Here is a 24515-nt window from a genome sequence, read left to right as displayed (position 1 = left end):
GCGACGAGCGACCCACGTTCCGACAAGCGGAACACCCCGTCCTGACACACCACCCCGTCCGGCGGCCAGCAGTCAGCGTACCGGGACCGTTGTCGCAAGGACGGGCAGGAACTGGTCATAGAAGTCCGTCTCGATCGAGCCGTACCGCGCGTTCCTCCATCTCCTGGGACCCTTCGAACAACGGCTCGCGGGCGAGTAGTTCGCTCAGGCTGACGTGCTCCGCCACGGACCCCAGTGGTCACCCAACGGCGTCGCCGCCCGATCCATCAACTCCGTTTCCAGACCCGGACGTTGACGAACCGTCGACACACGATTTCAAGTCGTTCACTCGGAGAGCACTTGATCTTCACACGAACTGTGCAATATCACATGTCATGTGAAGCCATTCGGGACCCGCCCGACGGCCCCTCCTTCCAGGGAGATTGACCATGAAGCGTTCGACGTTCCTCACTGCCACAGTCGCAAGCCTGAGCCTCGCCGCCCTCACCCCGGCGATCGCCGTCGCCGCCCCCGCGAGCGCCACCGAGACCGTGGTCTCCTGCGGCAACTCCGGCCTCCAGTCGGCCCTTTCGACCCGCCTGTGCGCCGAAATCACCGGCAACACCGTCGCGTTCGTCGGCAAGGTCGGCCTTGCCGGCCCGCCCTCGCCGGGCAGCCCGGCCCCCACGCCGAAGGAGCTCACCACCACCTTCACGGCCACGGTCGACGGCGCACCGCTGCCGAATGTCACCAAGTTCGCCCTCTTCAACAACACCAACCTGAACGTCGCGGGCCTGAGTGCCAACGTGGCCTGCGGCTCCACCATCCGCGCCACCTTCGGTGTCACCAGCTACCCCTGGGCGGCGCGCCCGGTCTCCCACGAGGTGACCGTCATCTGCTGACCCCACTCCTCGGCCTAACCCTGACCGTCCGCGAGCGAACCCGCTCCTCCAGCCCGTCAACTCCTGTTTAATCACCTCATGTCCGAGTCGAAGACGTCCGGTCTGGTGGCGTTACGCAGTCGCCACCGAGAGCTCTACTGTGCTCTGCGCGACACCCGGAGTTCCGAGAGCGTCGAGGCCACTGTCGAGTCCGCGAAACAGCTGACGGCACACGGTCAGGCGGGGCCGGAAGACCACGGGAGTGCGGGCCGGACACTCCTTCTGTCCTGGCTCGTCTCCCAGGACCGGGGCCTCTTCGAACAAGCCCTCCAAGCATTCCGCCGGGCCGGCGCACAGGCGCTGGACGACGACACGCGCGCGGCAGCAGCCCTGTCGGTGGCAAGGGCTTGGTATGCGCGCATCGGCGTCGACCCCGACACCCTCGACCAGGCGATCGACGAGGTGACAGTTGTCGTACGGTCCGTCGGCGTAGCGCACACCGAGCTCGCGGAACTGCTCACGGCCCGCTTCGCGCACAGCTTCCGGCCGTCCGACCTGAATGCGGCATTGAGCCTGTACTCACAAGTCGGCAGTCTGCCCGCACCCGTTGCTCTCAAGGTGGCCGCCCTGCTCTCGGAGCACTTCGAGCTGACCGGTGACGACGACAGTCTGTACCTGGCCATCGAGTTGACGGCCCAGGTCGTCGTGGGCGACCACGACCCGGAGGACCCGGAGGACCCTCGAGCGGCCGGGCTGTTCCTGTACCTGCTGGGCAAGCGTCCCCGGACGAGCGAGGCGGGCTCCCACACCGCGACGGCACTGCTGCACGTGATCGCCGAGGCGGAGGATCCGCTGGGGGCGCGGCGATTTCTGGTCGGCGCACTGGAGGCGGTGTTCCAGGCGACCGGATCGGTGGCGGACCTGCGTGCGTTGCTGGACGTTCTGGGGGACGGCTTGGCCGAGCCCGACCTCGGTGTCCCGCCGCACGGGATGGCCCTGGCATGGCTCGAACACTCCACGGAGCTGCAACGGGAGGGAGCGCTCGGCACCCATGAGCTGGACGGGGTCATCAAGATCCTCGTCCATGCCCTCACCGACCAGAACACCCTGCCGTCGGCACTGGACTCACTGACTATCGCACTGGCCCAAGCCGTGGCGGCCTGGAACGAGGTCACCCGGGAGCCTACCGTCGAGCAGTTGGAGCGTGTGCTGACGCTCACCGAGACAGCGGACGAAGTGCTCGGGGAGGAGTTCAAGTCAGCGCTGATGACCACCACTTCGTTGCTCTACCTGAAGCGGTCGAACAGATCCGGCAGACACGACCATGTCGACGCCACCGTCAGGGCCTACGAGCTACTGCACGAGCGTCTCGAAGGGCCGGATCTTATCCCGGTGAAGGTGAGCCTGGCCAACGCCTGCGAGGTCCGGTACGAGAAGCTCGGGGACTTGTCCGATCTCGAACGGTCCATCACCTTGCTGGCGGAGGCTCTGGCCGCGGGCGGCGAGGGCGACGACCCTGTTGCCGCCTCGACTGCTGCATCGCTCGCCAGCAGTCTGCTGCTGCGCTTCAGGAGAGGGCAGGGGCATCCGGAAGCGGACTGGTACCGAGCGGCCGAACTCCTGGAGTCCGCCTTGGCCACCGAACAGACGTATCCATGGCTGCGCAACGGTCTGGTGTGGGGAGTGGCGAATCTCTTTCTGCACGGTGTGCTGCTTCGCCGCCACCCAGGTCCGGCATGGATACCGCGGCTCCACGGCCTGTTCAACAAGGCCGTGCCCCTGGCCGACACCGATGGCCTGGTGTCGGAACTCGCACGGGCCTCGACTGCGCTGACAGACCATTTCACCAGGGGCTTCTCCGGGAGCGCCCGGCGCCACGACGGCATCGAACCGCCGGAAGCGGCCGTGGCCGACTGCCTGGCAGGTATGAAGCGCGCTCTGGCGGCGGGCGACGCCACGTTGTTCCGCGAGTGCGACGAGGAACTGCGGCAGACATTCGTCCGTGCCTCCACGGACGAGTACGAGCTGAGTCGATGGGCGACCACCTACGAATCCCGTTACACCACCGCGAAGTCGGTGGACGACCTGTGGTGCGCCGTCGCAGCCCTGCGGTCCTGCCCACGCGGAACGATCGACATGACCACGTTGGCCCACCTGCTGACGGACAGTTACTCGGTCACCGGGCTCGTGGCGTACCTCGATGAGGCCATCGAATTGATCAGCGAGCAGCTCTGTGGCACTCCCGGTCACGCGCAGCGCCACGGTCTGTTGAACGATCTCTCCGGGGCCCACTGGCTTCGCTTCGAGCACACGGGACGTGCCGCCGATTTGGACGCCTCGGTGAAGTCCATGCGGTCCGTACTGGAGATCACCCCGGAGGAGTCGGACAGCCGAGCCCTGTATCTGAGCAATCTGGCGGGGAAACTGGACACCCGTTTCGTCGCACTGGGCAGCCGCCAGGACCTGGACGAGATCATCACGCTGTGCACCGAGGCCGCACGGCTCGCGGGAGCCGAAAACCTCGAGGTCCGCTCTGCGGCCCTGAACGGGCTGGGCGGCGCATACCGTCGCCGCTACCAGCTCGACGGGAACACCGACGACATGCGGCTGGCCATCGACACCCTCAGCACCGCCTTGGCCGGACTCGACGCGGACGACCCGGCTCGCCCCAGGGCGCTCACCAATCTGGCGGCCTGCACACTGATCTGCGGGGTGCGTGCGCCAGAGGTGAACACGGATCTGGACGAGGTCGTACGCATGCTGCGTACCGCGATCGCCGCGACCGGCGCGCTGGACCCGGTCCGCACCGGCCGACTCTTCCTGCTCACCCAAGCGTTGCTTGTCAGAAGCCGCAAGACCGCACACGCGGGCGACCGGGACGAGGCACTGACCATCCTGCGCGGGCTGGTACCCGGGAACCGGGCAACGCATCCGAACCAGATCGATCCCGCCGAAGCACTGGCCCTTGAACTCCGCTCCGAAGACCCGCAAGCGGCCCGTCAGCTCAGTCGCGGGACCGCCCTAGCCGTGTTCGCCCGCGCTCCCATCAGGATTCAGGCCGCCCTGAGGTGGGCGGTCCTGAGTGCCGTCGCGGGTGACGACGAAGACGCGCTCACCGCCTGGCAGACGGTCCTCGACCTGTTCGACGTGGCCGCCTGGCGCGGAAAGTCCAGGCACGATCAGGAGGAGTCTCTGGCCGAGCACCAGGGGGTGGCGAGCAGCGCCGCGGCGTATGCCATCTCCGTGGGCCGGCCGGCCCACGCGGTGGAGTTGCTGGAGCGCGGCCGATCCGTGCTGTGGAATCAGGTCCTCGAACGGCGGGCAGACGTGCCGGGCTCGCTCAACGAGCGACTGCACACGATCGCCGAGAGCCTCCAGCACGGCGGCAGCGTCGATCAACTGGTGCGGCTGGGCCGGGAATGGGACCAGCTCAAGGCCGAGGCGGCTGCCGAGTACGGGGAGTGGAACCCGTTCGCCGCCCCCACCTACGAGACGTTGCGGCGCGGTGCGGGTGACGGCACCGTGGTCATCAACGTGGCCCCGCTGCGCTGCGACGCGCTGGTCATGGCCGACGGCGCACCCCGGGTCGTCGAGTTGCCCGGTCTCGATTTCGCCGAGACGGCACGTCAGGCCGCCGCGTTCCTTCAGGCCGTCCACGCCCCCGGTGCCGGAGTCGGTGGCCATATCACCGCCCAGCAGGCCGCCCGGGGAGTGCTGGACTGGCTGTGGCACGCGGTCGTCGCCCCGGTCCTCGACGCCCTGGGCGACATCAAGTGGATCCGCTGGTGCCCGACCGGGATGCTGTCGCTGCTGCCCTTGCACGCGGCGACCGATGCGACCACGGGGGCGAGCGCCCTCGACCGGGTGGTGTCCTCGTACACCCCCACACTTCGCGCCATGGCCTCCGCAACACCACCCCACGATGCCGGCAGGCCCGTGGAGCGGCTGCTTACCGTGGGCGTGGCGGACTATCTGGACCACCCTCCCCTGGCCAGCGTGGACCGGGAGACCGAAGCGGTGCGCCGGCTACTGCCCCATGCCCAGCACACCTCCCTCATCAACGCCAAAGCCACCGTGCAGGCGGTCCGTGCGGAACTGCCCGGCAGCCCGTGCGTGCACTTCGCCTGCCACGGCATCCAGGACTTCGGCTCTCCGTCCAACGGGGGTGTCGTGCTGGCCGACGGCACGCTGTCCATCCTCGACATCGCGCGGCTGCGCACCGAGAACGCCGAACTCGCCTATCTGTCCGCGTGCCAGACCGCGACGGGTGGCACGCGGCTGCCCGACGAGTCCCTGCATCTGGCGGCGGCACTGCACCTGGCCGGCTTCCGCCAGGTGGTGGGAACACTGTGGCCGGTACGGGACACGCTCGCCGCCGACGTCGCCGAGGACTTCTACTCGGCAATCGGAGCGAAAGGGCTGGACGGCGTGGCGGAGGCGATCGCCGGGGCGACCCGGAGGCTGCGCGATCGCTATCCTCTGGAGCCGCTGCTGTGGGCGGGCTTCGTCCACATGGGCTGACGGGAGGGCCGCGTTGTCGACGGACGACTACTTCGCACTGCTGGTCACACCGGGCGCGACCGCCACGGTGCTGGAGCTGCCCGAGCAGACGCGGGCCGCCACGGCGGCCGAGGTGGTGGAGCAGCTGTTCGCTGTGGAGGCATCGCTGAACGAGGTGACGCTGCGCGTCGGATGCCGCGAGTACGGGATCGTCACCCGGGCCCGGCTGGCCGAACTCCGGGGACACACGCCACGGCAGGTGGGTGACGGCGACCACGGCCGACTACCCGGCCCCGGCACCTTCGTCCTGCTCAGGTTCAGCTGCACGGCCTGCGGCAAGGAAGAGCTGCGAGTGCACGTGGACGAGGGGCGGCTGCCACGCTGCTCGGAGCACGGTGAGATGAGGCGGGAGACGTGACGGAGCTGCCCCTGCAGCTGGGTCTGAGGTTCTTCCTGGTCAATGTGGTGCCGACGGCGGCTGCCACGGCGTTCGTGCTGGTTCTGATCCGGGCCGGGGCACCCGGTGACCATCTCGTCTTCGCCGACGCGTGGCGCAGCGCGGCCCGTCTGTCCATCGGCAGGACAGCGCTGCTGGGACTGGCTGTGCTCGTGGCGGCAGTGGCACTGCACCCCCTGCAAGTGGCCCTTGTCCGCCTGTACGAGGGCTACTGGCCACGGCTGTTGCGCGGGCCGGCCCGGCTGCTGTCCGGGCGGCAGCGGCACCACATGGGCAGGGTGGCCGGGGAGGTGTCCCGAGCACTGTCCGCGCAGGACGCGCAGGCCGCAGGGGAAGCGGGCGAGGTGCTGCGCTCGTCGTTCCCAGATCGTCGGGCCGTCTTGCCGACTCGCCTGGGCAACACCCTCGCCGCCACGGAAGAGCGGGCGGGTGCGGTGTACGGCTGGGACGCGGCGGTTGCCTGGCCGCGCCTGTACCCGGTACTCGGCGATGCCTGCCGGCAGCAGGTGGACGACCACCGCAACTCGCTGGACTCCGGGGTCCGGCTGGCCGCCACCGGTACCCTGCTGACCCCCGCGACGGTGTGGCTGCTCTGGGGCTCCGGCTGGTGGCTGCTGCTGGCCATGGCTCCCTCCGCCCTCGCCTGGATCTCCTACCGGGGCGCGGTGCAGGCGGCCCTCGGCTATGGCCAGGCCGTCACCGCGGCGTTCGACCTGCACCGCTTCGACCTGCTGACCGCGCTGCACCTCCCGCTGCCGGCCGACCGGGACGCGGAACGCGCCCTGGCGACGGAACTGTGCACCATGTGGCGCCAGGGGGCGCCGGTGGCCTTGCGCTACGACCATGCGCTCTGAGCGTGCCGGGCCACTACGTGTCCGCTCCGCTCAGCCTTCCCTTCAGAGCCCGACCGTGAACTCCGCTCATGGTGCAGATGGGGTAGTTGGCCTCGGGTGTTCACGAGTGGCTTTGACCTGCACTCTCGCGGCTCCTCAGAGACCTTTCCCGACGCTTCCAGTGATCGTTCCCCGTGCTTCGGTGTGATTGTCAGTGGCCGACCGTATGGTTCGGCCAACATCTCGGAGGGGAGCAAGGGTGGGGTTTTCGGGTGATCTGGTCTTTGGCCGCAGTGAGCGTCCGTTGTTGGAGGCGCCGGTGTTCGGTAAGGCGCGGGAAGACGGGAGTCGGATCTCCATATGGTGGCCGCGGCCCGGTGGCTGGCAGACGCTTCAGCTCGACTACGACGTACTGACGGACCCGGATGAGGTGCTGCGGGCGCTGGTCGGGTGGACGGGGGACGCGGCGTGTGTGGCGTCGGTCTATGACAGTGATATCGCGCTGGTTGTCGGGCTCGGGCCAGACGGGCGGCGGTGGCAGGCGTGCCTGGGTATGGATGTGGCGGCGGGCGAGTGGGCGGTGGTTCCTGACGATGTGGACGACACCAGCCTGTGGGCGCTGACACCGGAGTTCGCCGAGGCGGTGAGCCGCAAGCGCGCGGAGTTGGACGAGAAGGTGCCAGGTGCGGCACAAGATGCTCTGGCCTGGGCCCGCGCCGCGGGCTTCGGCCACACAGCGGAGTCGGCCTCGATCGAGGAGGTACTGCGCTCTGGCGAGACCTTCGCGGAGGATCTGTTCGACACATTGCTGGACCGGCTGGGCTTTCCCCAAGCAGTCGAGCCCGATGGACGCGACTGAGCACTCACGACCCGGGCACCTCGGCACGACGGGCTGTCTGGCCCAGAATGATCTTTCAACCACCCACCTTCGCGGCAACGGGACAAATTCGTGAGCACCAGCGGGAGGCCGCGGTGTTTTGATCGTCAGCTTGAGGAAGGACTTGGCCCACTCGTCGAGGGTGCCCGCATAGATCGAGTCCGCCCAGACGATGACGAGCTGGGGGTGCATCAGACGCACCCGCAGGAGTACTTCGCGGGCGGCGACGCTGTCGTGCATCGAGGCTTGTTCGCGTAGCGCAGCCACCGGGCATCCGAGCAGAGCCTGGGCCACAGCAAGACAGACGAGTTCGGAGTCACTGAGCAGCGGTGGTCTACCAAGGCACCGGGTTCCTCCGATTGCGTCGTCGATCTTCACGTAGAGTGCGGTCAGGAGGGTGTTCAGGTCTGTTGTCACACACAGATCTTGGGTGCCCTCTGCCCGCTCAGGAGGCCAAACCGCAGGGTCACGCGTCGCTGTGCTCGGCGGGGCTGCGTATCCATCGCAGAATCGAGGTCGGCACGCAGGTGGAGGCCGTAGTGAAGTGCCCTGACATGTCGCGCGGCGCGCGTCTGACCGCTCACAGTGCCGTCTCCACATCCCTGGCCTTGTGTAGTGATCGCGCCCTGCGCGCGCTCGTGGACACGGCCGTGCCGATCGGATCCGGTATCGGCGGGCAGTCTGCCCTGCTGGAGGTCGCCGGAACCCCGGTCTTCGTGAAGCGGGTACCCCTCACCGACTTGGAGAGGCAACCTGAGCACGTCCGGTCCACGGCGAATCTGTTCGAGCTCCCCGTCTTCTGCCAGTACGGCATCGGCACCATCGGCGGGCCGGGCTTCGGGGCCTGGAGAGAGCTCGCCGTGCACACCATGACGACGAACTGGGTTCTCACGGCGGAACACGAGGGCTTCCCGCTGATGCACCACTGGCGCGTGCTGCCGGACTCGACGCCGCTGCCCGAAGAGCTGGCCGACGTCGAACGGGCAGTCGTCTACTGGGGCGGCGGATCTCAGGTGCGCCGCCGGATCCAGGCCCTCCAGCAGTCCTCGGCGAGCGTCACGCTCTTCCTGGAGTACATCCCGCAGAACCTGCACCAGTGGCTGGGCAACCAGGTCGCAGCAGGAGACCAGAGGGCCAACCGAGCCTGCGCCATGGTGGAGAGGGAACTGGCAGCAGGCACCTCCTTCATGAACAGCCGCGGGCTCCTTCACTTCGACGCGCACTTCGAGAACATCCTGACCGACGGCCAGCGCCTCTACTTCGCGGATTACGGCCTCGCCCTTTCCTCCGGGTTCGAACTGTCACAGGACGAGGCCGACTTCTTCGACCGACACCAGACCTACGACCGCGGTTACACCGCCACCTACCTGGTGAACTGGCTGATCACCGCTCTGTACGGATACCAGCGGGAGGACCGGGAGGGCCGCTACGCGCTGGTGCGCGCCTACGCAGAGGGCAAGCGCCCCACCGGAATCCCAGAGGAAGCCGCAGCGATCCTCACCCGGCACGCACCGATCGCCGCAGTGATGTCCGACTTCAACCGCAAGTTCCAGCGCCAGAGCAGGCAGACCCCCTACCCGCTGGAGGAGATCCGCCGGCTTGGCGGGACGTACGACTCCTCCATTCGCTGACGGGTCCGCCTCTGGCTCACACCATGATCACCCAGCTTCCAGGGCATCGGCCCGCCTCTCCAGGTCCTCCGCGATGCCGTCCCACTCCGGTCCGCGAAACCACAGGTTCAAGGCAGCCTCACGCATCAGCGCCGGCTCGTCCGGCCGCTGCAACAAAGCCAGCCGATAGGCCAGATTGCGGACCCAGACCGGCAACTGGCCGTCAACCACGTGCGGACTGAGCTCACGCAGCATGGCGAGGATCTCCTCCGCGTCCGCGAAGGTCAGCTCCTCAACGAAGTAGTGCTCCCGGTGTTCCTGGCCGCACTCCGGCGTGGGGCGGTACTCGTCTCCATAGAGACACCGGGCGTGTTCCGTCAGGGTGCTGTGCATGTCCTGGAGCCTACGACGCCATGGTCCGCCGGACAGAACACTATGCCGAGGCCGAGGAGGAACACGGTGCCTGCCTGCCTCGACGAGATCCTCGATCTGCCCCTGCCCGACCTGCGGAAGGCTGTTGCCGAGGCCGTCGAGATGTTCCTGTTCGCGAGACTTCCCCCCTCCCTTGAGAAGGCGCGCGCGCTCGGTCAACGCCATTCGGCGTGTGTGTTGAGGTGCGGCCACAAGGACACCTGGCTTCCGAACGCGTCCTTGCCCCGGTGGACTTTGAGGTTGGAGTACCACGGCGTGATCAGGGTGTAGGGGTTGTCCGTGTGGACGATGGTGGTGTCGAAGAGCTGGTTCTTGCGCTTGTTGCAGCTCCAGACGATCAGGCCCTGGCCCTTCTTGTACCGCCCACCGGGCACATCCAGGCACAGACTCCGGTTGTCCCACGGGTGGAAGTACCAACCGTAGCCGTCACGGCCGCGCTCCAGGCACCACCGCTCGTTGCCCTTGCCGCCCGACCACGGGTAGGTGATGACCTTGGCTCCCTTGTGGCTGCCGCCCGCCACATTGAGATAGACGTAGGCCCCGGGGCCACCCGGGGTGCCGTAGCGGTAGGCGTGGTTCTTGTTGCAGCTGACAGCTGCTGCCCGCCCGGCCGTCCCGTCGGCGTGGGCCGCGACCGCGGCCGCCGGAACGGCACCGAGCGTCAGCACCGCCGCTCCCACAGCCAGTGCCATCCGATTCCTGTACATGGATCCCCCATGAGTCGACGACACCGGTGAACCCCTCACCGGCCTCTTCCAAAGAGGCCACCCACGTTAGGATCCGGGCGGCGCGGGCGGCGTCTCACGCTCGTATGAAACAGCCCTCCACCCACAGGGGCAGCCCGCTCTGGCAGCTACCACTCAGGTTGACCGAAGCTCACCCACGCAGAACGCGGTCCGGGTGCGCTGCCCGTGCGGCGCCGCGCTCTGCCCGCCCCGCGGTCGCATCGGCTCGATCTCCAAGGCGCGATCCCCGATCGGGAACTGCATGCGTGTCTCCTGTTCGACCACAACCCGCAGCTCGCTCACGATCTGCTCGTATCGGGACTGGCTCACGTTTCCGACGTCGGTGATCTCCTCTGGCATGGCGTCCTCACTATCCAAGTGCGGTGCGCAGAAAGGCACTTCGGTCCGCAGGAGGCCGGGCTCTGCTTCCCATTCCCATACGGAGAGTCAGAGCCTGTTGCCCACCTCGGCGTTGCTCGACGACATGAACACGCGCTGTACCGGAAGCCTCAGGAGTCCCCGGCATCACCAACGCCCCGTTCAAAACCCGCGTCAAGATCGGCGGCGGCTGGAACACCTACAACACCCTCTTCCAGGCGCTGCACCGCTGATTTGGGTAGTCCACCCCCGCAGCGGCTGGGCGTGCCCGAGGGTGACGCCTCGCCTGCTGGTACGGCCCTCGCTGTGACCGGAAACCTTCACCGGCCCGGGGCCCGGGGCATCCACCGGATGGTGTGACACGGAGGGTTTACTCGTTCCGTTAGGGTGCGTCGAATGGACGACAGCACTTCATGGCAACACGCAACGGCGACTCAGACCCTGTACTTCCACCCTGACTATCTCGATGCAGTACGCGCCGAACAGAAGACGACCACGGTACGTTTCCATGACCCGGTGGATACGGGCCCGGTGAGCCTGGTGTTCGAGTTGGACGAGGAGGTGGCACTACCGGGTGTCGTCACACAGGTCACCGCTAAGACGTTTGCCCAGCTCAGCGAGTCGGACGCCCGAGCCGACGGCTTCCGTGACCTCGCCGAGCTTCACGACAGGCTGCGGTTTCACTACCCCCAGATCGAGCCGACCGACACCATCGCCATCGTGCACTTCCGGTTGACGAAATGAGTGAATGACCTCAGGCATCGACTGGAATGCATCCCTGCGTGATCACGCCGCTTCGGGACATGGGTGGCCCCAGCGCTGCTGACGTTCACCGCGGATGTGGGCGCGCTCACGGCGTTGGGCGGCCAGTATGTCGAGCGGGCGGGCATTGCTGTTGCGCCAGCTCGGGTAGGCGTGCAGGACCCGGGGCTGGACGGTGTGGCCGCCCGCCCGGCCGTTTCGCGGCCGAGGCCGCAAGCGTAGGGTGCCGGATGTGATCGAACTCAACTACCGGGCGATGGACCGGAATCGTCCGGCAAAGTCGTACGTGGTGCTGGCACTTGTCGTCCTGGTCGTCGAGGGGTTCGCCGCGTACGTGACGCTCGGCGCGGTGGGCTTCGCCTGGCTGACGGGCGCAAGCATCGCCCTCCTCACCCCGCTTCTCCTCCTGTCGTCCCGGAGCTGGAGCAGGGTCGGGGCCGACGGAATAACCATCTGTTGGGGCCTTGGGCACGGCCGCACCTACCCCTGGCACGAGATCCGATGGATCGACGTGCGCGAGACCAAGGGCCAGGGCTCGTCGTCGTACGCGGTCCGGATGTTCCTGGAGGGCGGGCGGCGTCGTTCGCTGCCCGGGCTCTACCGCAGCGACATGCATCCCGCCCCCGACTTCGACGAGCAGTTCCAGCGGGTCGTCAACTGGTGGGAGCTGAGCACGGACCAGACCGCACGGGTCCGGCCCCTGAAGCAGTTCCGGGACCAGCTGACTCCCACCGTGATCGGCCTCGTCGTCGTACCCGTAGCCGTTGTCGTCGTAGCGGCCGTCGCCATCGTGATCCTCGCGCCGCACTAGGGTCTTCTCCTGACCGGCTCGGCGCTGATCCGAGCGTGCAGACCATCCAGGCCGCAGTCCAGCCGTGCACCTCGTCAACCGGATCAGCCACCTGAGCCATCAAGGGCAACCGGCGTGAAACCATCCCTGCCCCCACCTGCGCAGTCCCAGAGTCGCGAACTCGTGGGACGCACCCACGAAGGCAGGGCCGCGTGCTCAAGCCGTGTTTCCGGTCCCGACAGAGAAGGCAAACTCAGCCCGGCCCCGGCTGTCTCCTGGTCCTGCCCCCGGAACCCGCCACTGGTACGTCTGCCCCTCGTCCTGTCCCTGCGCTCCTCGACAGCGAGCGGCTTTCCGGGTGGGCTTGGCCGTAGGCAGACGTCAACGGCCTCAGCATCAGGAGCAGGTATGCCCGAGCATGAACACAAACCCGACAGCCCACCCCGTACGCCTCACATCCCGCTGCGAGAGGCCGCATCCGCACGTCTGCCCGAAACAGCCCTGGCCATGACCGCCCACGACGCGCCCAACTTTGTGACCCATCCGCCTGGCCCGGGGATGCACGTTCTCCAGCGCGCCGCCGGCAACGGCGGAGTGGCCAAGGCGCTCGCCGCCCGCCGCTCCGCGTCCACGCGTGGCGCGCCCACCCCTCCGACGGTCCAGCGGGCCGGGGCCGACAGCACGGACGCCGGTCCGTCGGACGCCGTCACCTACCGGCTCCACATCCAGGTCAAGAAGCAGCGCCGGATGGTCGATCCCCAATACTGGGACGGTAACGATATCGGCCACGCCTGGGTGGTCCTCTACACCAAGTCCGGCGGCTCCACCTCGTACAAGTCCTACGGCTTCTTCCCCTCCAGTCCCCTGGACGGGCGCCGCGAGGCGCTCAGTACCGTGCCCGGCGTCGTGAAGAGGAACTGGGACCTGCCCGAAGGGGCCACCTCCGCGTTCGAGGCGGAGCTGACGCAGGAACAGGTCCTCAAGTTCAAGGAGTACATCGACCAGCACGAGAGCGAGAAATACAGTCTCTTCCGCTACAACTGCGTCTCCTTCGCGCGCGGCGCCTTCAAGGCCGCCACCGGCAAGAGCGCTCCCGGCCTCGACCTCCCGTTGCTGGAGAACCCCAACCTTCTGCAGGACTTCATCAAGCGGACCAACGAGAAGCAGGGCAAGCCGAGGGCGGGCGAGCGGGTCGCGGACGCGTACGCCGGTGACCCCAGCCCCACCAGGTCCGAGCGCATGGCGCTGGAGGCCGCCAACGCTGCCGGCTCGGACTCCGGCGGGGAATGGGTCCCGGGTCACGAATCACCGGCCTCCGCCGCCAACAGTCCCGCCCACCCGCCCCAGCAGCACACCCCCGGGCGGATGTTGCTCGAATCCGACAGCGACTCCGACGAATCCGCCCGGGGCCGGCCGACCGCCCCTCCCACGCAGCCCGCACAGAGGCGCTTCTCTCTGGACTGACTCATCGATTCAGAGACACTGACCGCAGCGTCGTCGCTCGCCTGGACGCCCGACACCCATGTCGTCCAGGTCCCCGCCGACGGCCGGGGCTTCCCTGCGCGGCCGAGAGGATCAGCTGAGGCCGCCTGCGGCGGCAGCGGTCGCCGGGGGCGGGTTGGTCATCTCCATCAGGAAGTCCTGGTCAGCGGCGCCCGAGCAACGGCCCTGGCCGACTTGTGCCCCGATGGCGCTCGTCGAGGTGGAGGCGCGGCGCCGGACCGAGGACGACAGCACCGCGCTCCACGAGCCCTGGCCCAGCCCCCTGCTGCTCACGACCAGCATGAGCGACGTCTGGCTGAAGACCACCGCGTTCGCAACCGTGACCGAACAGTCCACGCCGTAATCGCCTTGGCCACATCTACGCCTGTGCCCCGGACAACGCTGCCGCCATGGTGGGAGATCTGTGCCGCTGGCGCCCGGTCACCGCGGTGCGCTCCGAGAGAGAGGACATCCATGTCTGCGATCCCGGTCAAGCCCGGCAAGTACAAGATCCACGCTCACATCATCGGCCCCACCAGCCTGCTGACGGCCACCGAGTACGCCGTCAAGCACGGAGCCCCCGTCATCACCGACCGCCTCAACCCGCTCCCGATCGAGCAGGAATGGATCATCGACTACCCCGACGCCGGACAGGAATCCGTACCCGGATCCCCGTACGTGATCCACCTCGCCTACCACTCGGCCGCAGGCCTCGTCGTGCCCGAGGACAGGCTCTTCGTCAACAGCGTCGCCCGTGCCGAGTGGGCGAGGTTCACCTTCGAACGGGTCATCGGCGGCATCAAAATCATCTCCGACAAGGGCCTCGCCCTGCGCGCCGGACACCGCGGCGCCCAGATACAACTCGTAGCGCCCACACCCGAGTTCCAGGAGACCTGGACCCTCGAATACGTCGGCCCGATCCCCTCCGGCGAGGAGTAGCACCCAGTCGCGGGTGGCCGGGCCGCCGCACCACCGGCCGCCTCCGACCCGCTGCTCGCACCCGGCCCCTCTGGCACCCACCGCGTTCCTGTGGCGCGAGCCGGACGGGGCCGCCGGTGTGCCGGGGACGACCAGAGCGTGGGCCCCCGGCGACTCGTCCCGGCAGATTCAGTGCTCAGCCTCTCGGCCCACGCGCCAACGCCCTTGCCCTGACACCATCCCCGTCCGGCAGGAGGGAAGAACCATGAGCGAATTCCCGGCGCAGCCCCCGTACGGCCCCGCACAGACACCCGACGCCCAGCCGAACACCCACTGTCTCCCGGCCGGCTATGTGCAGCGCATTCCGCCCGACTACTTCGTCGACGAGGACGAAGACGGCATCGTGTGGCAGCCGGACGTCTATCCCTACGCCGCGGCCGTGGCCCTCAAGCACGGTCGCGACACCATCATCGACATCGGCTGCGGCCGCGCCGAGAAGCTGGCCGGACTTGCCCGCCAATACCCCCAGTGGCGTTTCGTCGGCGTCGACTACGGGGCCAACATCCAGTGGTGCCGACAGCGTTGGCAGTTCGGGCAGTGGGTGGAGGCCGATCTGGAGAACGACCTGCGGCCCGTCACCGACCGGGACGCCATCAGCCGCTCCGTCATCATCTGCTCGGACGTGCTCGAACACCTCGTACGCCCGGACATCGCCGCCGCGGCCATCCGCACGCTCCTGCTCGACGGAGCCGCCAAGGCGGTGCTCTCCACCCCCGCACGCGAACGCAAAGTCCTCCCGGGACAGGCCGAGTTCAACGGACCGCCGGACAACCCCACGCACGTCCGCGAGTGGGCGAGCGACGAGTTCCGCGCGTTTCTCCGCTCCAGCCACCTGGTGATCGAGGAGTTCTCCTACACCCGCCGCAACGACGCGGACGGCGCACCGACCACCCAGCTCGTCCTCGCCGACGCCCGCCGTTCCTGATGCCCGCCCGTGCGGTCCTGCGACCGTACGCGGCCCTGCGGACCGTACCCGGTGCGCCCGGGCTGCTTGTCGCGGGAGTGATCGCACGGCTGGCCCCAGCCATGAACCCGCTGGCGCTGCTGTTCCTGTTCAAGGAGCACACCGGGCACTACGCGTTCGCCACCACGGCCTGCGCCGCGTACGGCGTGGCCGGTGCCGCGGCCGGTCCTCCGCTGGGCCGGCTGTGCGACCGACGTCGCCCCTCCGTGATCCTCTACGCGACGTGCACGGTGCACCTGCCCGCTCTGCTCGGCCTGCTCACCGCGCTCGCCAACGGCGCATCCCGTCCCCTGCTGCTGGTGCTGCTCCTGGTCGCCGGGGCCGCCGCGCCGCCGGTGACCGCGGTCGTGCGCGCGGCCTGGTACCTGCGCACCGACGCAGGGTCGGGGCGGACGGCGCTGCGCCCGTACGCCCTGGCCGCGGAGACGGTGTCCGCGGAGGCCGTCTTCGTCCTCGGTCCGCTGCTCGTCGCCGCGACCGTGGTGGTCGCCGACGCGGGCGCGGCCTTGATCCTCGCCAGCCTGTGCTGCCTCAGCGGGACCTGCGCACTCGCCCGCAACACCGCGGCCGCGGCGACGCCGCCCCCGCCTCGTACCCACCGGGCGCGGGAGCCGGGCCCGCTCCGTCTGCCCGGCTTCACCACCGTGCTGTGGTGCACGGCCATGGTGTCGCTGGCCTTCGGCATCACCGACATCGCCCTGCCCGCGGCCGCGCTGCACCACGCCGGGGCGCACAGCACCGGGAGCGCCGCGCTCCTGCTCGCGCTGTGGGCCGCCGCCAGCCTGGTCAGCGGCCTCGTGTTCGGCGCCGAGGGGCACGCCGTTCCACGCCTGCATCGCCTGGCCCGCCTCACGGGGCTGCTCGCCCTGTGCCTCATGGCGCTGTCCGCGGCCCCCGGGCTCGTGGCACTCGCTGTGGGCTCGCTGCTGTGCGGACTCCTCACAGGTCCCCTCCTGATCGCGCTGAACGGGCTGGTGGCGGACGTCGTTCCGGCCCCCGTGATCAACGAGGCCTACGTCTGGGCGGCCAACGTCACCGTCGTCGTGTGCGCCGCCGGCACCGCGCTCGCCGGGCCGCTCGTCGACCGGCGGTGCGGTATCGCCTGGGCGTTCCTGACGGCGGCGCTCAGCACCGGTGGGGCAGCCGCGATCGCCTGGCGGGGAACCCGTTCACCGGTGTACGTGGACGAGCGGCCGCAGTCCGATGCGTAGAGCGACAGGCGGGGTGCCGCCGTGACGGGTCCGGGGGCCTGCAGTCATCACGTCGGCGAGACCAGGGCCGCCGCGCCTGCGACATCGGCCCGCTCCGCCAGTCCGTGCGGCTGCTCTGGACGGGCGGAGCCGCCCAGGGGACCCTGGAGGAACAGGTACGGATCAGGCTGCGGACGCGATCACGCAAGGCGGTCCAATCATGCCCGTGAGACTTCGCCGGTCCCCGGCTCCAGCCGGAGCCTCGGCGTCCACGCGTTCGTGGGCTGCGAGCCGATGCCCGAGCCGCGTTTCGCTCTGTGGGATTTGGAGTCGGCGTCGGTCACGGCCGGGCGCGCGGAACCACCAGGAGCGGATGCTGGTCAAGGCCGCTGCCCCACCAGGCAACGGCAGAGGGCCGACCCGAAGGAGAAGGCATGTGCCGCCTGTTCGGTCTGAGCAGCGCCCCGCACCGCACACGTGCCACGTTCTGGCTGCTGGACGCTCCTGACAGCCTCAGTCAGCAAAGCCACCGTGAACCCGACGGCACGGGCCTGGGCTACTTCACCCCGGACGGCACACCGGTGGTCCACAAGGCGCCGGTGGCCGCCTACCAGGACCGCGACTTCGCCCAAGAGGCCAGGCAGGTCGAGTCGGCCACGTTCCTCGCGCACATCCGGTTCGCCTCGACCGGCGCCCTGGAAAGCCGCAATACCCACCCCTTCGAGCAGCGCGGGCGCCTCTTCGCGCACAACGGAGTCATCGAGGACCTCGACCAGCTCGACGAGCGCCTCGGCCCGGACGTCTCCCTCGTCCGCGGCGCCACCGATTCCGAAAGGTTCTTCGCTCTGATCACCCAGCAGACCGAGCACCACGGTGGTGACCTCGCGGCGGGGATCGAGCAGGCCGCGCGGTGGATCGCCCAGCACCTGTCCCTGTTCTCCCTGAACCTCATCATCACCACCCGCGATGAGCTGTGGGCCCTGCGCTACCCCGAAACCCATCCGCTCTACTTCCTGCGCCGCCCGGCCGGAGGCCAGCACGGCACCCGGCACCTGGACCACAGCGGCAGCCACGGCCACATGCGCATGCACTCGGCACACCTGGCCCGCCACTCCGCGGTGGCGGTCGCCAGCGAGCCGATGGACGACAGCCCCCACTGGCACATGATGGAACCCGGCGAACTGCTCCACGTCGGCCATGACCTTCAGGTCACCCGACACGTGGTCCTGCCCGATGCACCGGTACACCAACTCGGTCTCGACGACCTGCGCGCCGAAGCCGCCGCTTCACAGCGAGCCGTCTGACAGTCTCCTGGGCACGTCCGCTCCCACCCCCCGGGCCAGGCCGGAGGTGGGAGCGGACCCAGGCCCGCCCGGCTGTGGCTATTCGACCCGTAGCGCAGCCAGCCGCTGGGCGAACGGGACCACCTCGAAGCCGTCCGCCGGGTCCACCGACGTGATCGCTCCCGTCAGGGACCGGGGTGCGATCGCGGGGGCGGTGTCGACATCCGGCGCGAGGCCACGGGCGCCGCCGGGGGTGACGTGTTCGGCGGCGGCCGTCATGAAGTGCGCCAGCTCCCCGCCCGCTCGGGCGATCCGCTGCGCCAGCCCCTCCTCGCCCCAGTCCTCCGAGGCCGCGTACACGGCGGTCGGCACGGCCAGGGCGCGCAGATAGGTGAAGAGCGGGCGCAGTGCGTGCTCGGTGACCAGGGAGTGGCGGGGTGTTCCGCCGGTGGCGCCGAGGAGTACCGGCTTGCCGGTGAGGGCGTCCTTGTCGAGGAGGTCGAAGAACGACTTGAACAGGCCGCTGTAGGACGCCGCGAACGTCGGTGTGACGGCGATGAGGCCGTCGGCGGCCGCCACCGCGTCGAGCGCGGCGGCCAGCCGGGCGGGCGGGAAGCCGGTGACCAGGTGCTGGGCGATCTCCGTCGCCAGGTCCCGCAGCTCGATCACCTCGGGTGCGGCATCCACGTGGCTCAGCGTGGCGGCCGTGAGCCGGTCGGCGAGCAGCCGTGTCGAGGAAGGCGAGCTCAGCCCCGCCGAGACGACGATGAGCTTCATGCCCGCGTCTCCTCCTTCACCTTGTCCTGGGCGGCCGCCACCCGCGCCGAGTGGGTGGGCGCGTCCGGCACATTAGCCGGGCGGAGATTCGCGAACTCCTTGCGCAGCACCGGCACGACCTCCTCGCCGAGCAGGTCAAGCTGCTCCAGGACGGTCTTCAGGGGCAGACCTGCGTGGTCCATCAGGAACAGCTGCCGCTGGTAGTCCCCGGCATACTCGCGGAAGGACAGGGTCCGTTCGATGACCTGCTGCGGGGAGCCGACAGTCAGCGGGGTCTGTTCGGTGAACTCTTCCAGCGTGGGCCCGTGGCCGTACACCGGTGCGTTGTCGAAGTACGGGCGGAACTCGCGTACCGCGTCCTGCGAGTTCTTGCGCATGAACACCTGGCCGCCGAGCCCGACGATGGCCTGTTCGGGGGTGCCGTGCCCGTAGTGCGCGTAGCGCCGGCGGTACAGGTCGACCATCTGCTTGGTGTGGGAGGCGGGCCAGAAGATGTTGTTGTGGAAGAAGCCGTCGCCGTAGTAGGCGGCCTGCTCGGCGATCTCGGGCGAGCGGATTGAGCCGTGCCACACGAAGGGCGCGACGCCGTCGAGTGGGCGCGGGGTGGAGGTGAAGGATTGCAGCGGGGTGCGGAACTTGCCCTTCCAGGTGACGACGTCCTCGTCCCACAGGCGGCGCAGCAGGGCGTAGTTCTCGATGGCGAGGTCGATGCCGTCGCGGATGTCCTTGCCGAACCAGGGGTAGACCGGGCCCGTGTTGCCGCGGCCCAGCATCACATCGACGCGGCCGTCGGCAACGTGCTGGAGCATCGCGAAGTCCTCGGCGATCTTCACCGGGTCATTGGTGGTGATCAGCGTCGTCGAGGTGGACAGGATGAGGTTCTCGGTGCGCGCGGCGAGGTAGCCGAGCATCGTCGTCGGCGAGGAGGGGACGAACGGCGGGTTGTGGTGCTCACCGGTGGCGAAGACGTCGAGGCCGACCTCCTCGGCCTTCTGCGCGATGGCGAGCATCGCCTTGATGCGCTCGTGCTCGCCGGGCGTACGTCCGGTCATCGGATCGGCCGTGACGTCACCGACGGTGAAGATCCCGAACTGCATGGCTCCTCTTCCCCTAGTCGTTGATTCTTCAACTATACCCGCGAACGCGAAGCCCTCCCGCGCTATTCCCGCCCCACAGGGAGCCACCGGCCGAACGGGGCCCGCCCGGACAACCCGGGCCTGCATCCGTCAGCAGCAGCCCCGGGTACCGGGGGCGTGCTGCCCCGGCCGACAAGCCGCTGCCGCACGGTGGCCGATACGGCCCTGCCCGACGGCAGGAGTGATCCAAGGCGGTCCGCCGAGCGGAACAAGAGCGGCCACGGCAGCCGCCCGGCGGGGATGCTCGGCGGCGCAGCGTCCTGCGAACCGTTTCCGCTCAGAACTTAATCGATGCCTGATCCTTCATCGGGCTGACCGCGACAGGAACCTCCTCATGGAAGAGCTCATACGCTTCGTTCTGCAACGGCCGCCACAGCGGAACGCAAACTGCCCGTGGGCGAACTCGCGGACTGCATAGGGATCACCCCCGCCAACCCGGCGGCACTCAAGAACGGCCGCGCCAAGGCGGTGCGCTTCGCGAGGCTCTCCGCGCTCTGTGAGGTACTCGAATGCCAGCCGGGCGACCTGCTGCGCTGGGAGGCCGAGGACACCGCGGGCCGGTGACGCGTGGCCGCCGGTAGCCGTCCGTCCGCGACGTGTCGGAGAAGCCTTCGAGGAAGGCCCGCCCCATCCGCACCCGACGGAGGGCGGCGACGCGGGCCCCATCTCCCCGGACCGCTCCTAAGCGGTCACAGGAGCAGCCGGATCACGGTGATGTGGATGCCGCTTCCGGCCGTCTCCTTGTTCCCGGCCCGGTCGGTCGCCGTGGACGTCACCTTGTACGTGCCGATGCCGCGCGGTGGCGCCACCTTCCACGTACAGCTGTGCCGTGTGGCGTCCGTGCAGGTCACCGCCGCCTTCGCGGACTGCGGTTGCCCCAGCAGGGTCGGTGTGAACGTCACGGTCACCTCATCCACACCGGCCGCGGCGTCGGTCGCGGTGCCCGCCACGAACTGGGTGTCCGGGGCGCCGATGTCGACGGCGATGAAGATCGTGCCGTCCGCCGTGGTGAACCTGGACGCCGCCGGTGTCTTGTCGACCCGTACGGTCAGTGTCCTGTCGGGCTCGGCGTTCCCGGCCTTGTCGGTCGCGTGGAAGGTGATGACGGTCTCGCCCTCCCGTGTGATCGTGAGCGCGGCCGAGTCCCCGGCGACGGTGGCTGGGGGCGTCGTCTGCGCGCCGGACGTGGAGTAGGTGATGCTCGCGACCCCGGAGCCCGGCACCGGGTCGGTGGCGTGCAGGGTCACGGTCCCGTCGGCGGCGATCCAGCCGTTCCCGTTGGCGGGTGGCACGAGGGCCGCCGTGGTGGCCGGCGCCTTCGTGTCGATCTTGAAGGCCTTGCCCCGGATCTCCTCCAGGTTCCCCTTCTTGTCCTTGGACCGGTACGAGAAGGTGTAGTCGCCGTCCGGCAGTGTGAACGGGCCGGTGTACGGCAGCCAGGTCTGGCCGTCGTAGCTGTACTCGGTACGGTCGATCCCCGAGCCGTTCGCGTCGTACGCCGTGAGCGTCGCGGTCACGGGCGACACCAGCCAGCCGTTCTGGCCCGGGGTGCCGCCGGTGGTGGTGAGCCGGGTCAGCGGCGGCTGGTTGAGGGTCGGGCAGATATCCAGGCCCGGCAGGTTTCCGCCGCTCGCCGAGCAGAGCGCCTGGAACTGCGCGTGCAGCCGGGCGAGTCCGCGCGGATCGGGTGCGTGCGAAACGGTCGGCACACTCGTCGGGAAGGCAGGCGCGGTGCCGGTCACATAGGCGGTCGCCGAAGTCTCGTCGTCGACGGTCTTCGGTGGCCTGAGCTGCGCGAACATGTCCTTGGCCAGGGCCTGTTGGGCGGGCGTGAGCGCCGCGAACGCCTTGGAGATACGCGCCTCCGGGTCGTTCTCCTCACCGGGCTCCTCCGCGACGAGCCGCGGGCTCTGTGCGGCGGTGGCCTTGGGAGCCGGGGCCGCGGTCGGGGCGGGTGCGAGACCCGTACCCGTCCAGTTCAGATGCAGCTCGCCGACCTCCCACGGCTTGTTCTCGCCGTTGGGCAGCGTGAAGGTGACCTGCACCCCGCCCTTGGAGTTGTGGACGGCGGGCGCGCTGCGGGTCCCGTGCGCCAGGAACTCGTTGTTGCCGACCAGGGAAGCCGTCGCGTTCGCGGGCACGCCGGGCGGGCGCGGCACGTCGACGGTGATCGAGTGCGCGTCCAGATAGTGCTGCTGGGAGCCGCACTCGCCCTCGTTGCCCGAGTTGCGGACCATGAACACCCAGGCGTCGTTCGCCGTGTTGATCGCGCCGGGCGCGCTCTCGCGGATCGCGAGGGTGTGCACCGGGTGGATCTCGGCGCCGCCGGGCGCGTGCACCTGGTCGATACCCATCAGGCCGGTGACCACGGCATCGTGGTCCTTGACCATCCGGTCGATCCGGCCCCGGTCGTCGTCGTCGACGGCGTCGTGGAACTCGGCCCACCACGGCTGGTGGTCAAAGTGGTCGACCGTCTCGTCCGAGTCGAACTCCAGCTTCACCTCGTCCGGGTTGCCCGCGGTGGCCCCCGCGGGCCCGGTCCCCTTGAAGTCCCTGGGTTTCAAGGCCATGTTGTAGTCGTCGTCGCCGCCGATCCCGCCCGCGTGCTCGTCGAAGTCGATCGAGCCGGTGTAGGTGACGTCGAACCAGTTGCGGTGCCCGGTCGGCGGATCACCGCCGCAGAGCCCGAAAATCTCGAACAGATCCCAGCCTATGCGGTCCTCGTCGGTGGTCTGCGAGGTGCAGGGCACACCTGTGTAGCACTGCCTGACGTAGTTCCCCTCGTTGCCCACCGTCCCGCCGTTGGCCTGCCAGCCCCACACCGGGTCCCGGAAGAGCAGGTTGCTGTCGTACCCGGTGGGCACGAGGTCGAACGGCTTGGGGTGCAGCGCCGGCATCGGTCCCGGCGTGCCGTGGTTGACGGAGAGGGTCAGCCAGGCCGAGCCGCCATCGTGGTCGAGGGAACACTGGTTGTCGTTGCCGTCGTCGTGGTTGTAGTAGCCGTTGTCGCCGTACTCGTCGTCCGTGTAGCCGACGATCAGGTCGAGGGGCTGGACGAAGTCGGCGGGGTCGCCCAGAGCCGCGATCTTGAGGGTGTGCTTCCCAAAGACGATGTCGCCGAGCGGGACGTGGGTGACCGGCTGCTCGGGCTTGTCGGCGTAGTACGCGCCGGGGATGGTGACCCAGCCCCAGTACAGGCCGGCCGGGTAGCCGCTGCCCGACCCGCGCGGGTCCAGGTACCGCTTCCAGGTCTCACCACTGCCGCCCGTCTGCACACAGCCGCCGGCGTCGATGGTGATCTCGTCGCCCGGCTGGAAGACGATCCGGTCGTACTCGTAACTGGGACCGGCCACGAAGGGCTGGTCGATCCGCATGTGGGTGGCGTCGGTGGTGGTGAGGGTGCAGACGGCGTCGCGGTCGCTGGTCGACCCCGGCCCGCAGTTCGCCGTGTCCGCGGCGTGGGCCGCGCCGGTCGGGACGAGTGCGGCGAGCGGGACGAGCAGTGCGAGCGCGGCCACGCGGGCAAGGCGCCGCCGCACTCCGGGTAAGACGTCGGATCTGAGTCGCTTCAAGGGACCCTCCCTGTGACGTACAGGACGGGACACAGAGTCCATCCGCGCCCCACCTCGGGACAAGAGGTGGGGCGCGGATGTGACAACTGCTCCGCACAACCAATTCAGCCAGCCACTCTTCAACGCCAAGCCCGCCGTACCAGGCGAAGGGACAGCCCTGGCCTCCCGGTCAGTGGCCGCCCCGCCACCGCGAGGGCGCAGTACGACCTCAAGGCACCGCAAGCGCGCCCGGCATGGCCATCTCTGTGGTCCTGGATGGCGCTTGGGCCTCGTCATCGACCACTGCAGCGGGTCCCGGCCCGAGCGGGTGCCCGGACCCTGGAGCCACAAGCGGCCCCCGGCGCGGGGAGACCTCAAAGGCGGTTCCCGCCGTCTCTGTTCCCCGCCTTCCTGCAGAACCTCACGGCCACCTGCTCAGCCGGCGTGGGCCGGACGCTCTCCGAGACCGGCCCGGTGATGGGGCAGTTGGCTGGGTCGGGCAATGGGGTCCCCGCCGATGGGTTGATACAGCTGCTCCCGACTTCGATGGCCTTCCCGGACACCTGGGCGGTCGCCGCAACTGGGCACCAGGTCGGGCCTTGGCGACGCAGTGGCGCCCACGCCACGTCAGCGCCGACCCGGCGGTGTTCACCCGAGGCACCCTGAGCCGCACAACGGAAACGTCCGGCTGACGACGAGGCTGGTGGTGGTGCTGCCGAACTCGGCCAGCTCGTCGACGATCTCCTCCAGGTGGGCCATTGACGTGGCCGCCACCTTTATGACGTAGCAGTCGTCTCCGGTGGTGCGCAGGCACTCCAGGATCCCCGGGCGCTCCTCCAGCAGCGGGCGCGATCCGGACCGCAAGGACGCACCGGTACCGTTGTGATCGACGGCGAGTCCAGTCGGTTCTGATCCCGAGCCCGGCGGCGG

General features: G+C 69.0%; 21 protein-coding genes and 2 pseudogenes. 14 read left to right on the top strand and 9 right to left on the bottom strand.

All coding sequences use genetic code 11. The features are described 5' to 3' along the window. The first annotated feature begins 428 nt into the window (after nucleotides 1-428). From IE252_RS35320 to IE252_RS35300, 5 genes are all read left to right on the top strand, one after another. Nucleotides 429-881 carry a hypothetical protein gene (locus tag IE252_RS35320; RefSeq protein WP_190093559.1) on the top strand — a complete coding sequence of 151 codons (453 nt, stop codon included), beginning with the start codon at nucleotides 429-431 and terminating at the stop codon, nucleotides 879-881. Between the two features lie 78 nt (nucleotides 882-959). Next, entirely contained in the window at nucleotides 960-5381 is a 4422-nt protein-coding gene (locus IE252_RS35315; protein ID WP_190093558.1) for a CHAT domain-containing protein, read from the top strand. A 13-nt stretch (nucleotides 5382-5394) separates the two neighbouring features. Then, nucleotides 5395-5778: a hypothetical protein gene (locus tag IE252_RS35310; RefSeq protein WP_190093557.1), complete on the top strand. Its 384-nt coding sequence runs from the start codon at nucleotides 5395-5397 to the stop codon at nucleotides 5776-5778. Beyond that, nucleotides 5775-6671 carry a hypothetical protein gene (locus tag IE252_RS35305; RefSeq protein ID WP_190093556.1) on the top strand — a complete coding sequence of 299 codons (897 nt, stop codon included), beginning with the start codon at nucleotides 5775-5777 and terminating at the stop codon, nucleotides 6669-6671. Before IE252_RS35310 ends, IE252_RS35305 begins: the two co-directional genes overlap by 4 nt. Before the next feature lie 238 nt (nucleotides 6672-6909). Then, entirely contained in the window at nucleotides 6910-7509 is a 600-nt protein-coding gene (locus tag IE252_RS35300) for a hypothetical protein (protein WP_190093555.1), read from the top strand. Nucleotides 7510-7800: 291 nt separating this feature from the next. Here the strand turns inward: IE252_RS35300 and IE252_RS44570 are convergent. Then, nucleotides 7801-7944 (bottom strand): annotated as a pseudogene (locus tag IE252_RS44570) (IS982 family transposase); the annotation flags it as partial. 137 nt (nucleotides 7945-8081) lie between these two features. On the opposite strand from IE252_RS44570, the gene IE252_RS35295 reads away from it, so the two are divergent. After that, on the top strand, nucleotides 8082-9158 hold the full coding sequence (locus tag IE252_RS35295) for a protein kinase family protein (RefSeq protein ID WP_190093554.1): 1077 nt from the start codon (nucleotides 8082-8084) through the stop codon (nucleotides 9156-9158). 27 nt (nucleotides 9159-9185) lie between these two features. Here IE252_RS35295 and IE252_RS35290 read toward each other — a convergent pair whose 3' ends face one another. The 3 genes from IE252_RS35290 to IE252_RS35280 form a co-directional block, all read right to left on the bottom strand. After that, entirely contained in the window at nucleotides 9186-9530 is a 345-nt protein-coding gene (locus IE252_RS35290; RefSeq protein WP_190093553.1) for a hypothetical protein, read from the bottom strand. 194 nt (nucleotides 9531-9724) lie between these two features. Beyond that, a complete protein-coding gene (locus IE252_RS35285) occupies nucleotides 9725-10261 on the bottom strand; it encodes an RICIN domain-containing protein (protein ID WP_190093552.1) in 537 nt (178 codons plus the stop codon). 168 nt (nucleotides 10262-10429) lie between these two features. Then, nucleotides 10430-10654, bottom strand: coding sequence for a hypothetical protein (locus IE252_RS35280; protein WP_373298665.1), 225 nt, complete (start codon nucleotides 10652-10654; stop codon nucleotides 10430-10432). A gap of 414 nt (nucleotides 10655-11068) precedes the next feature. Between IE252_RS35280 and IE252_RS35275 the strand changes: the two genes are divergently transcribed. The 3 genes from IE252_RS35275 to IE252_RS35265 all read left to right on the top strand — a co-directional run bounded on the left by IE252_RS35275 (nucleotide 11069) and on the right by IE252_RS35265 (nucleotide 13688). Next, nucleotides 11069-11416: an ASCH domain-containing protein gene (locus tag IE252_RS35275; protein ID WP_190093551.1), complete on the top strand. Its 348-nt coding sequence runs from the start codon at nucleotides 11069-11071 to the stop codon at nucleotides 11414-11416. 250 nt (nucleotides 11417-11666) lie between these two features. Beyond that, nucleotides 11667-12245: a hypothetical protein gene (locus IE252_RS35270; protein ID WP_190093550.1), complete on the top strand. Its 579-nt coding sequence runs from the start codon at nucleotides 11667-11669 to the stop codon at nucleotides 12243-12245. A 387-nt stretch (nucleotides 12246-12632) separates the two neighbouring features. Further along, nucleotides 12633-13688, top strand: a complete 1056-nt coding sequence (locus IE252_RS35265) for a hypothetical protein (RefSeq protein ID WP_190093549.1) — start codon at nucleotides 12633-12635, stop codon at nucleotides 13686-13688. A gap of 111 nt (nucleotides 13689-13799) precedes the next feature. On the opposite strand, the gene IE252_RS35260 is transcribed toward IE252_RS35265, so the two are convergent. Next, nucleotides 13800-14063 (bottom strand): hypothetical protein, encoded by a 264-nt coding sequence (locus tag IE252_RS35260; RefSeq protein WP_190093548.1) that lies wholly within the window; start codon nucleotides 14061-14063, stop codon nucleotides 13800-13802. 117 nt (nucleotides 14064-14180) lie between these two features. Here IE252_RS35260 and IE252_RS35255 point away from each other — a divergent pair, with 117 nt between their 5' ends. The 4 genes from IE252_RS35255 to IE252_RS35240 all read left to right on the top strand — a co-directional run bounded on the left by IE252_RS35255 (nucleotide 14181) and on the right by IE252_RS35240 (nucleotide 18142). After that, nucleotides 14181-14645, top strand: a complete 465-nt coding sequence (locus IE252_RS35255; protein WP_190093547.1) for a hypothetical protein — start codon at nucleotides 14181-14183, stop codon at nucleotides 14643-14645. A gap of 244 nt (nucleotides 14646-14889) precedes the next feature. Continuing rightward, nucleotides 14890-15609: a class I SAM-dependent methyltransferase gene (locus tag IE252_RS35250; protein ID WP_190093546.1), complete on the top strand. Its 720-nt coding sequence runs from the start codon at nucleotides 14890-14892 to the stop codon at nucleotides 15607-15609. Further along, nucleotides 15609-16859 carry an MFS transporter gene (locus tag IE252_RS35245; RefSeq protein ID WP_190093545.1) on the top strand — a complete coding sequence of 417 codons (1251 nt, stop codon included), beginning with the start codon at nucleotides 15609-15611 and terminating at the stop codon, nucleotides 16857-16859. The genes IE252_RS35250 and IE252_RS35245 overlap by 1 nt, the downstream gene beginning before the upstream one ends. A 413-nt stretch (nucleotides 16860-17272) precedes the next feature. After that, complete coding sequence (locus IE252_RS35240) at nucleotides 17273-18142, top strand: class II glutamine amidotransferase (RefSeq protein WP_190093544.1); 870 nt, start codon at nucleotides 17273-17275, stop codon at nucleotides 18140-18142. Nucleotides 18143-18220: 78 nt separating this feature from the next. Here the strand turns inward: IE252_RS35240 and IE252_RS35235 are convergent, their stop codons facing one another. Together IE252_RS35235 and IE252_RS35230 are read right to left on the bottom strand one after the other, a co-directional pair. Beyond that, a complete protein-coding gene (locus IE252_RS35235; protein WP_190093543.1) occupies nucleotides 18221-18898 on the bottom strand; it encodes a CE1759 family FMN reductase in 678 nt (225 codons plus the stop codon). Further along, on the bottom strand, nucleotides 18895-19995 hold the full coding sequence (locus tag IE252_RS35230) for an LLM class flavin-dependent oxidoreductase (RefSeq protein ID WP_190093542.1): 1101 nt from the start codon (nucleotides 19993-19995) through the stop codon (nucleotides 18895-18897). The genes IE252_RS35235 and IE252_RS35230 overlap by 4 nt, the downstream gene beginning before the upstream one ends. Before the next feature lie 426 nt (nucleotides 19996-20421). Here IE252_RS35230 and IE252_RS35225 point away from each other — a divergent pair, with 426 nt between their 5' ends. After that, nucleotides 20422-20598, top strand: coding sequence for a helix-turn-helix domain-containing protein (locus IE252_RS35225; RefSeq protein WP_190093583.1), 177 nt, complete (start codon nucleotides 20422-20424; stop codon nucleotides 20596-20598). Between the two features lie 125 nt (nucleotides 20599-20723). On the opposite strand, the gene IE252_RS35220 is transcribed toward IE252_RS35225, so the two are convergent. Continuing rightward, the gene (locus IE252_RS35220; protein WP_190093541.1) at nucleotides 20724-23606 is read right to left on the bottom strand and encodes an OmpL47-type beta-barrel domain-containing protein; all 2883 of its coding nucleotides are present in this window, start codon (nucleotides 23604-23606) and stop codon (nucleotides 20724-20726) included. 627 nt (nucleotides 23607-24233) lie between these two features. Then, nucleotides 24234-24434 (bottom strand): annotated as a pseudogene (locus IE252_RS35215) (Lrp/AsnC ligand binding domain-containing protein); the annotation flags it as partial. Between the last annotated feature and the right edge of the window lie 81 nt (nucleotides 24435-24515).

It is taken from the genome of Streptomyces melanogenes (genome assembly GCF_014649795.1).
GTDB classification, from domain to species: domain Bacteria; phylum Actinomycetota; class Actinomycetes; order Streptomycetales; family Streptomycetaceae; genus Streptomyces; species Streptomyces noboritoensis.
This window is presented reverse-complemented; position numbering and strand designations above follow the sequence as displayed.

Coding starts and splice junctions, on each gene's coding strand:
- IE252_RS35265 (WP_190093549.1), top strand. CDS start 12,633: ATGCCCGAGCATGAACACAAACCCGACAGCCCACCCCGTACGCCTCAC.
- IE252_RS35255 (WP_190093547.1), top strand. CDS start 14,181: ATGTCTGCGATCCCGGTCAAGCCCGGCAAGTACAAGATCCACGCTCAC.
- IE252_RS35295 (WP_190093554.1), top strand. CDS start 8,082: ATGTCGCGCGGCGCGCGTCTGACCGCTCACAGTGCCGTCTCCACATCC.
- IE252_RS35280 (WP_373298665.1), bottom strand. CDS start 10,654: ATGCCAGAGGAGATCACCGACGTCGGAAACGTGAGCCAGTCCCGATAC.
- IE252_RS35240 (WP_190093544.1), top strand. CDS start 17,273: ATGTGCCGCCTGTTCGGTCTGAGCAGCGCCCCGCACCGCACACGTGCC.
- IE252_RS35290 (WP_190093553.1), bottom strand. CDS start 9,530: ATGCACAGCACCCTGACGGAACACGCCCGGTGTCTCTATGGAGACGAG.
- IE252_RS35275 (WP_190093551.1), top strand. CDS start 11,069: ATGGACGACAGCACTTCATGGCAACACGCAACGGCGACTCAGACCCTG.
- IE252_RS35285 (WP_190093552.1), bottom strand. CDS start 10,261: ATGGCACTGGCTGTGGGAGCGGCGGTGCTGACGCTCGGTGCCGTTCCG.
- IE252_RS35235 (WP_190093543.1), bottom strand. CDS start 18,898: ATGAAGCTCATCGTCGTCTCGGCGGGGCTGAGCTCGCCTTCCTCGACA.
- IE252_RS35230 (WP_190093542.1), bottom strand. CDS start 19,995: ATGCAGTTCGGGATCTTCACCGTCGGTGACGTCACGGCCGATCCGATG.
- IE252_RS35245 (WP_190093545.1), top strand. CDS start 15,609: ATGCCCGCCCGTGCGGTCCTGCGACCGTACGCGGCCCTGCGGACCGTA.
- IE252_RS35315 (WP_190093558.1), top strand. CDS start 960: ATGTCCGAGTCGAAGACGTCCGGTCTGGTGGCGTTACGCAGTCGCCAC.
- IE252_RS35320 (WP_190093559.1), top strand. CDS start 429: ATGAAGCGTTCGACGTTCCTCACTGCCACAGTCGCAAGCCTGAGCCTC.
- IE252_RS35250 (WP_190093546.1), top strand. CDS start 14,890: ATGAGCGAATTCCCGGCGCAGCCCCCGTACGGCCCCGCACAGACACCC.